Annotated in this window: 7 protein-coding genes and 2 pseudogenes; 4 read left to right on the top strand and 5 right to left on the bottom strand. The window is 60.5% G+C overall.

The annotated features are described in order from the left end of the window. Positions 1–126: 126 nt before the first annotated feature. Complete coding sequence (locus AC3WLX_RS35165; RefSeq protein WP_028139113.1) at positions 127–468, top strand: copper resistance CopC family protein; 342 nt, start codon at positions 127–129, stop codon at positions 466–468. 288 nt (positions 469–756) lie between these two features. Then, positions 757–1,281 (top strand): annotated as a pseudogene (locus AC3WLX_RS35160) (copper resistance D family protein); the annotation flags it as partial. A gap of 651 nt (positions 1,282–1,932) precedes the next feature. Here AC3WLX_RS35160 and AC3WLX_RS35155 read toward each other — a convergent pair. The 5 genes and pseudogenes from AC3WLX_RS35155 to AC3WLX_RS35135 all read right to left on the bottom strand — a co-directional run. After that, positions 1,933–2,100, bottom strand: a pseudogene (locus AC3WLX_RS35155) (ISL3 family transposase); the annotation flags it as partial. Between the two features lie 118 nt (positions 2,101–2,218). After that, on the bottom strand, positions 2,219–2,911 hold the full coding sequence (istA, locus tag AC3WLX_RS35150) for an IS21 family transposase (protein WP_245265958.1): 693 nt from the start codon (positions 2,909–2,911) through the stop codon (positions 2,219–2,221). After that, positions 2,908–3,177, bottom strand: a complete 270-nt coding sequence (locus AC3WLX_RS35145) for a helix-turn-helix domain-containing protein (RefSeq protein WP_210163721.1) — start codon at positions 3,175–3,177, stop codon at positions 2,908–2,910. Before AC3WLX_RS35145 ends, istA begins: the two co-directional genes overlap by 4 nt. A gap of 597 nt (positions 3,178–3,774) precedes the next feature. Continuing rightward, positions 3,775–4,056: a hypothetical protein gene (locus AC3WLX_RS35140; protein ID WP_155248752.1), complete on the bottom strand. Its 282-nt coding sequence runs from the start codon at positions 4,054–4,056 to the stop codon at positions 3,775–3,777. Further along, positions 4,001–4,831 (bottom strand): IclR family transcriptional regulator, encoded by an 831-nt coding sequence (locus tag AC3WLX_RS35135; RefSeq protein WP_024342764.1) that lies wholly within the window; start codon positions 4,829–4,831, stop codon positions 4,001–4,003. Before AC3WLX_RS35135 ends, AC3WLX_RS35140 begins: the two co-directional genes overlap by 56 nt. Before the next feature lie 151 nt (positions 4,832–4,982). On the opposite strand from AC3WLX_RS35135, the gene AC3WLX_RS35130 reads away from it, so the two are divergent. Further along, complete coding sequence (locus AC3WLX_RS35130; protein ID WP_024342765.1) at positions 4,983–5,753, top strand: SDR family NAD(P)-dependent oxidoreductase; 771 nt, start codon at positions 4,983–4,985, stop codon at positions 5,751–5,753. A gap of 47 nt (positions 5,754–5,800) precedes the next feature. Further along, positions 5,801–7,504 carry an FAD-dependent oxidoreductase gene (locus AC3WLX_RS35125; protein WP_024342766.1) on the top strand — a complete coding sequence of 568 codons (1,704 nt, stop codon included), beginning with the start codon at positions 5,801–5,803 and terminating at the stop codon, positions 7,502–7,504. Positions 7,505–7,512 lie beyond the last annotated feature (8 nt).

Below are 7,512 nucleotides of genomic sequence, written 5' to 3'. Positions count from 1 at the left end.
TGGTGCCTAATCCTGCGCGCCCTCATCGCTGCAATCAGCGACCGCTCATCGCTGCAATCGGCTTCTTAACGGACGACTATCTCGCACGGGACTTCCGCCGGCAATAAGAGAGCTAACCGCTGGAGATTGTCGCTACTTCTCGCGTTTGCCTTATTGCTGCTCTACTCGCAAAGAGCATTTTCTCATGCAATCGTCATACAGTCCTCCCCGGCGGTCGATGCCAGTGTCGCCGCTGGCGACGTGGCAATCCGCCTTCGTTTCAACAGCCGCATCGATCATGCTCGTTCGAAGCTGCGGCTCTATACAGCCGATGGCAAAGAGATCATCTTGAAAACTGATCCAGATTTACCACACAGCCTCGAAGCGGACGCCAGAATTCTTGCGATTGGCGCCTGGCACCTGCGTTGGCAAGTCTTGAGCGTGGACGGTCACATCACCCGCGGCGATATTCCCTTCAGCGTCCGCTAAAGCTCGCTGTGTCATCCTTCCCTGAGATCTTTGGCTTTCTTTCGGTGATTCTGCGCGGCTTATTTCTCATCGCGCAATCTCTCACGCTTGGCGGCATCGGTTTTACAGTTTTGCTTTGGCAGCCCTTGAGCTTACGACTTTCGACTGAAAGCTCCGAAATAGGAAGGCGATGCCGTATCATCCTTGCCAATAGTAGCATCGCTTTCGCCATCTTCACGCTCAGCACTCTGATAGTCAACGCGGCGGTGCTTGCCGGTACCTTGGATCTCCCCTGGCGAGATACGCTCGATGCTGATTTCGCTCGGGCCGATATCGCCATCGCTGGCCGCGCTTTGCATCGGCCTCTTAAGCTGTGGACGAGAAAGCGGGTGGCGAACGGCAGCGCTGATCAGCTTCGCGGTCGCGGCTTTGGCCGGACAGCTTTCCTTGACCCATGCGGTGAGCCGCCCAGGTTTGCGCTGGCCCTATCTACTCGCAGATGCGTTGCATATGACCGGCGCAGCCATCTGGATCGGCGGCCTCCCCTATTTTCTTCTCGCGTTGGGTCTCTCTCGGGACGGCACCGATTGCAGAGTTGTTGGGCGACGTTATTCGGCTATATCGCTTACCTCTGTCACAGTCATCATTGGCAGTGGGATGCTGATGGCCTTCGGTTACATCGGCGTGCCTGAGGCGATCTATGGCACGGCTTGCGGTGTCATGGTGACGACCAAGATTGCACTTCTCCTCATGTTGCTCGGGCTCGGCGGAGCGAATTACCTCATCGTGGAAAAGCTACAGCGCGATCCGTCCACCTCCATTCTTCGTTTGAAGCGTTTCGCGGAGGCCGAGATCGGCATTGGCCTAACTGTCTTGCTGGCTGCAGCCTCGCTTACGTCCTTGCCTCCGGCAATCGGCCTTGTGCAGGACAGGGTTACCTGGCCGGAAATTGTCGAGCGCTTCTCGCCGCAATGGCCGCGCCTCACCAGCCCCAGCTCGGACCAACTGACGATTAACCAGTTGCAGGCCCAAATCGCTGAAGCGGATGCGCGGCGAATCCCAGGGCCCCGGGCTTATGTGCCTGGAGAAGGCATTATATTGCCCCGCAATGCGGAAGACGTGGCCTGGTCCGAATACAACCACCATTGGGCTGGCATTTTCGTCATGCTGATCGGCGTTCTCGCGTTGATTCAGCACTCCAGATGGGGCAGATGGGCTCGGCACTGGCCGCTGCTCTTCATGGCTCTGGCAGCCTTTTTGTTTTTCCGCGCAGATGAAGAAGCGTGGCCAATCGGTCAGATCGGCTTTTTCGAATCGATGCGCGATGTGGAGGTGGCGCAGCATCGAATATTTGAGCTGCTTATCGTACTTTTTCGAATGGAGAGTGCAAACGAGTCCCAAAAAAGACCAAAGGGCGACCCTGGCCTTTCCGCTGCTGGTTGCCATCGGAGGCGCGATGCTGCTTGCACATTCCCATGCTTAGTCATATCCACCGCCACGATTGCGAGCGACGACCGAGATCGTGGGATGAGCCGCCAGCCAGGCTTGGGCGGTCGCGGGCTCACGATCCGGCAGCAAGGTAACTACCCGGCGCCTTTCCGGGTTGCAGATGATGCTGGCGTATCGGTGATTGCGCCGCCAAGCCCAATCATCATCGCAGTGGACGCCGTGATACGCCTTGCTCCAAGCATTCCGCTCGCTGATTGCCGACCTTTACGGGCAACTGCTCCTCGACCAGATAGGGGTTCTCCGGCAGCGGCAGCAGTTGCCGCTATTCCTGAGCCAGGGCCTGCCGAATGGTCATGGTCCGATCCTCGGGACAGGGCCGGTCGGCCGCCTGGCCGCGACACCAGTGCTCGGCCTGGGCGTTCAGGTCGGCCAGATCGGTAAAGCTGCGCGCGGCGAAGAAGGCGTCGCGAACGTGACGAATCGCGCGTTCAACCCGGCCCTTCTCGTTGCCGCGGGCAACCGCCACGGGCCGGGGTTCGAAGCGATAGTGGCCCGCGAATGCCAGGAGCGTCGGATGAAAACGGATTGCCTCCCCCTGGCGCTCGAGCACCGCGCTCTTCAAATTATCGTAGAGCAGGACTCTCGGCACGCCGCACCAGGTATTGAAGGCGCCGACGTGGCCGCGCAAAAAGTTCTCCATTCGCGCATCGAGGAAGAAGCGCAGGTGGATGTCGCGCGAGTACGAAAGCACCATCACAAAGGCCATCAGCGGCCGGCGGGCGCGACTGATCTGTATATGGCCAAAGTGAGCCCAGTCGACCTGGCCCTGCTCGCCAGACAGCGTGCGCAGCCGCAGGTAGGCCTCGGCTGCTGGCCTTGGCCGATACAAGCTGATCAGTGTGATCAGGGCCGCCTGGTATCCGCGTTCGCGCACCATGGCATGCAGCCGGCTGGCGGTGATGTCGGGAAATTTGGTCAAGGTCTGCCGGATGAACGGCAGATAAGGGTCGATCATGGCGGAGCGCAACTGCGGCCCATGCCGGGGCGGTCCAGCCTGCGCAGCACGCGACGCACGGTCGTGTGATGCAAGTGGAGCTGGCGCGCGATGGTGCCGCAGCGCCACTTCTCGACGTGATGCAGGCGCAGAATCCGGGCCTCCAGTTCACCGGGATAGTCACGAACACGCTCCGTGGTCAGTCGGGTGGATCGAGGGAGGGCCTGCGACGTCGCACGAAGTCGAGCCGCACGAACGGTGGCAGCCGGCTGCAGCAGCGACAGCATCGTGATGAACGCGAATCGCTGTCGCCGCTGGGCCTTCGAGACATGCCGGTTGTCCGCCGGCGACAGCGATCGAGGCCGGCGGCACTACATCATCCATGGCCGGACAGGGTGAACCCTGATGCGTCACGATTTTATTGCGGGCCCGGTAACGTCGGGCGCGAGCCGCATGCAGATGGCGGCCGCGACGGGTGCGTTGATAGCGCCGGCCGGCGTCGCGCACGCTCGCCCGTCGCATCGTCCTGGAGCACTCGGCAGTGCAATAGCGCTGGCCGCGATCGCAACGGCCACAGATCAGCACCTGGGCCCGGCAACGGGCACACAAGAACAAGCGGCCTGCGGCCTGCATCGGCGATCCCCGGCAAATGCCGAAGACGAGGCCGACGTGAGGCTCGACGGATGCGCGATGGCCGCTATACTGCGCGCCACGCAATCCGCGGTCTGCCGATCACGCAGACTGTTGGTGGATTGGGTACAGGCGCGGCTCCGCTTCACTTTGCAGGGTTACGACGGCGCCGCGCCTGTTGGTCTGTTCAGGGACCCGTTCCCTATCCGCCGAGGCGGGGCGCTGCGCAACCCGGGGACAGCTCCCCGCCTCGGCTACCAGCCCGTCGTGGGGAAACAACGTCTTCCGCCATCCGCAAGGAAATAGCTTCCCGCCCAATCTCGCCGCGCGCACGATGTCGCCAGATTTACGCGGTTCTCGAAAGCCATTGATAGTGCGTCGATGCCGCGCCGCTCGATCGCGCCGAAAATCTTGGCGTAGACATAGCCAGCATCGGCGGTGACCGTTTTGATGTCGATGCTCGCGAAATGTCCGTGGCGCTCAGCTCGAGCCTGGTTCTCTGTACCCGAGGGATCCGGAAAGTCGTCGGGCTGCATCGGCGACCACCTTGCCCAAGACTCCATCTGGGCTTGCGTCCACCCGATTTGCTCGGCCGAAGACTGTCAAGGCCATGCAAAGGCTGCCGGTCACATCGAACACCGGAGCGCTCACCGCCCCATACCCGTCGCCGCCTCCATCAGACATGCAGGCAAATCCACGCGCCCGGGTTTCCTGGATCGCTCGAGCCAAGATGGCGCCATCGTGCGGGACGTTCAGCCTTCCCGATCGCCGATTCTGTTCGAGTTCGCGCTCGATCACTGTATCGGTTCTGGCGGCATCTTCGAACGAACAGAACAGTAGCCCAGTTGCGGAATAGGTCATCGGGCAATGATGGGTGAGCGCAATCGTCGTAGCGAACTCGTGGCGGGCCTCGATGATGCGGATCATCGTAGGTCCTTTCTCCCCCCAAACTGCCAGCGCGGCAGTTTCGCCGACTTGGTCGACGATTTCGCGTAAGGTCGCCTCCGCGAACCGGAGCGGCTCGAATCTCGAGAACCCCTTTAGGCCCAACTGTAGTGCGATTGGGCCAAGGTCATAGCGCGCCGATACTCCGTCGCGGGTAGCAAGACCGATCCGGATCAGACTCACCAGGTAGCGATGTGCTTTGGCGGACGGCATCCCAGCGCGCTGCGCCAGTTCCGCCAGCTTCAAAGGTCCGTCGGCTTGGATCAAGGCGTTCAGGATGTCGCCGGCGACTTCAACCGACTGGATCCCGAGTTGAGGCGACTCCGAGGCGCTTCTCCTTGTTTGCGCGCGATTCTCTCTCAGCATGCGACCGGCCTGCCCAAACCGAAGGTAATTGTCAAAACCAAAAAAGCCTCTTGACGCGTTTCGAGAAGGAAATAAGAATTACAATATAAGAATTATGTTACACAATATAAAATCTAGCTTTCGAAATGGATCGCACTTTGGGAGGAACGTCATGGTTGGAGGAGCGGTCTCCAGGCTCTTGGAAGGAGACGTCGCTTTCGTCACAGGCGCAGCCCAAGGTAATGGAGCTGCGATAGCGCGAGGAATGGCCGCCAGCGGTGCAAGCGTGATCGTTTCCGATCTGAATGCAGCAGGAGTTGGGGCGGTGGCCGAGGCTATAGTGAGCGCTGGCGGGAGAGCTGTCGGCATCGGATTGAACGTGGCAGACCGAGAGGCCTGTCAGGCGGCGGCGGCTCGCGCGGCAGAATTTTTCGGCGACATTTCGATCCTTGTGAACAATGCCGGCATCACTAGACGGACACCTCCCGACGATCCTGCTTTTCTCGACCACTTGGACGAACAGATAGCCATAAACGTCCGGGGCTGCGCCACCATGGCGATCTCGCTGCTTCCCCAACTCTTTCGCACGAAGGGCCGGATCCTCAATATCGGCTCGATCGCATCATTCGTTGCCTACCAGAATTCAGCGGCCTACGCGGCTTCGAAGGGCGCGGTGAAGCAATTGACGACGGCCCTGGCGGTCGATCTCGCAGAGCACGGCATCAGGGTCAACGGGATCGCGCCGGGCGTCATCGCCACGCCGATGACCGAAACGACGCGCGCCAATCCCGATGCCATCAATCGCTTCCTCCGTCACACGCCCATGGGGCGAGTGGGCGAACCCGACGAGTTGGTAGGCCCGGCCATCTTTCTGACCTCGCGGCTCTCCTCCTACGTCACCGGCGTCATGCTCCCGGTCGACGGTGGATATCTGGCGAACTGAGCGCAGCGTCCCGATCAAGAGCACAACGTCGACAGCAGGGAAGTTCGATGCCCGAAAGTCTTCTGGAATACGATCTCCTCGTCGCCGGATCGGGCGCAAGCGGACTCACGGCGGCCGTAGTCGCGGCCAAACACGGACTGAAGGTCATCGTCGTCGAGAAAGAGGCAGTCTTCGGCGGAACGACAGCCCTCTCCGGTGGCTACCTGTGGATACCCAATAATCATCTGGATGCGGCCGAAGGCATCAAGGATTCCATGGATGCCGCGCGGGCATACATGCGTCACGAAGCTGGCAATCACTACGACGCGGAGCGGGTCGAAGCCTTCCTCGAAGCCGGGCCGAAAATGGTCTCCTTCATGCAAGACAAGACGGCCGTCCGTTTCGAGGCTTCCCCTCTTTTTTCGGACTATCACCCCGATGCCCCAGGCGGAACACCTGGTGGCCGGTCGATACTCACGAAACCGGTGGATGCTAAAATTCTGGGCGAAGACATCGAGCGATTGCGGCCTCCGCGCCCCGAACTCACTCTGTTTGGTCTCGCCATTGGATCCGGTAAAGAGCTTTGGCACTTCTACCGAGCTACCCAGCGTCTGGAATCCTTTGTCTATGTGGCGCGCCGCCTTACGAAGTACGGTTTCGATCGGCTCCTAAAGGGACGAAGCCAGCTTCTGACGAATGGTAATGCTCTGGCCGCCAGGCTTTTCCGCTCCGCGCGAGATCTCGGAGTCGAGTTGTGGCTGGACAGTCCGGTTAAGGCCCTTCTTCAGGACGAGAATGGGGCCGTGACGGGTGCCGAGGTTCAGACGCCGAAAGGCTCTCGTCATATCGTCGCTCGTCACGGTGTAGTCTTGGCTTGCGGCGGATTTCCTCTGGATATTGCTCGTCGGCAAACGCTCTACGGCCACCGCGCGGATCTCGACGAGCATTGGTCTGCAGCCAGCCCGGGCAATACGGGCGATGGCATTCGTCTCGGGGAGACCGTCGGCGGAAACGCGGTGAAAGGCTATCCGAATGCGGCGGCTTGGGCTCCGACGAGCTTGGTGCCGCGCGAAGACGGCACCAAAGGACCGTTCCCTCACTTCATTGATCGCGGCAAACCTGGAGTGATCGCCGTCACGCGCGCGGGACATCGTTTCGTTAACGAGTCGAACAGCTATCATGACTTCGTCCAAGGCATGAAACACGCATGTTCGTCGGACAAGCCCGTCGAGGCATTTCTGATCGCCGATCACAAGACCATCCGAAAATACGGGTTGGGCCATGTGAAGCCGGCGCCCCTGCCGCTTGGTCCGTCAATCCGTTCGGGATATCTCATCGTCGGCGAAACGCTTGCCGACCTCGCTAACAATGCCGGCATCGAGGTTGGCGAGTTCGAAAGGACCATCGCCAAATGGAACGCCGACGTTCCCACCGGAACGGATTCGGTCTTCGGAAAAGGATCGACAGCGTACAATCGCTTTCATGGAGATCCAAAAGTCAAGCCGAACCCGTGTATGGCGCCGATCGCGAACGGCCCCTTTTACGCGGTTCGCGTCGTTCCCGGTGACATCGGTACCTTCGCAGGCCTACGCACCGACGCTCACGCACGAGTCATCGACGCGAACGGACGTCCGATTCCCCGGCTCTACGCAGTCGGCAACGATATGGCGAGCGTGCTGGGAGGCAACTATTCCGGTGGTGGCATCACGCTGGGTCCCGGAATGACTTTCGGGTACATCGCGGCCCTGCATGCTGCGGGCGCAAGATCTTGAACCGGGAT

The sequence above is a fragment of the Bradyrhizobium sp. FW305-F6 genome, from assembly GCF_058782905.1.
Note: the sequence above shows the minus strand (reverse complement) of the source record. Positions and strands in the feature narration are given on the sequence as shown.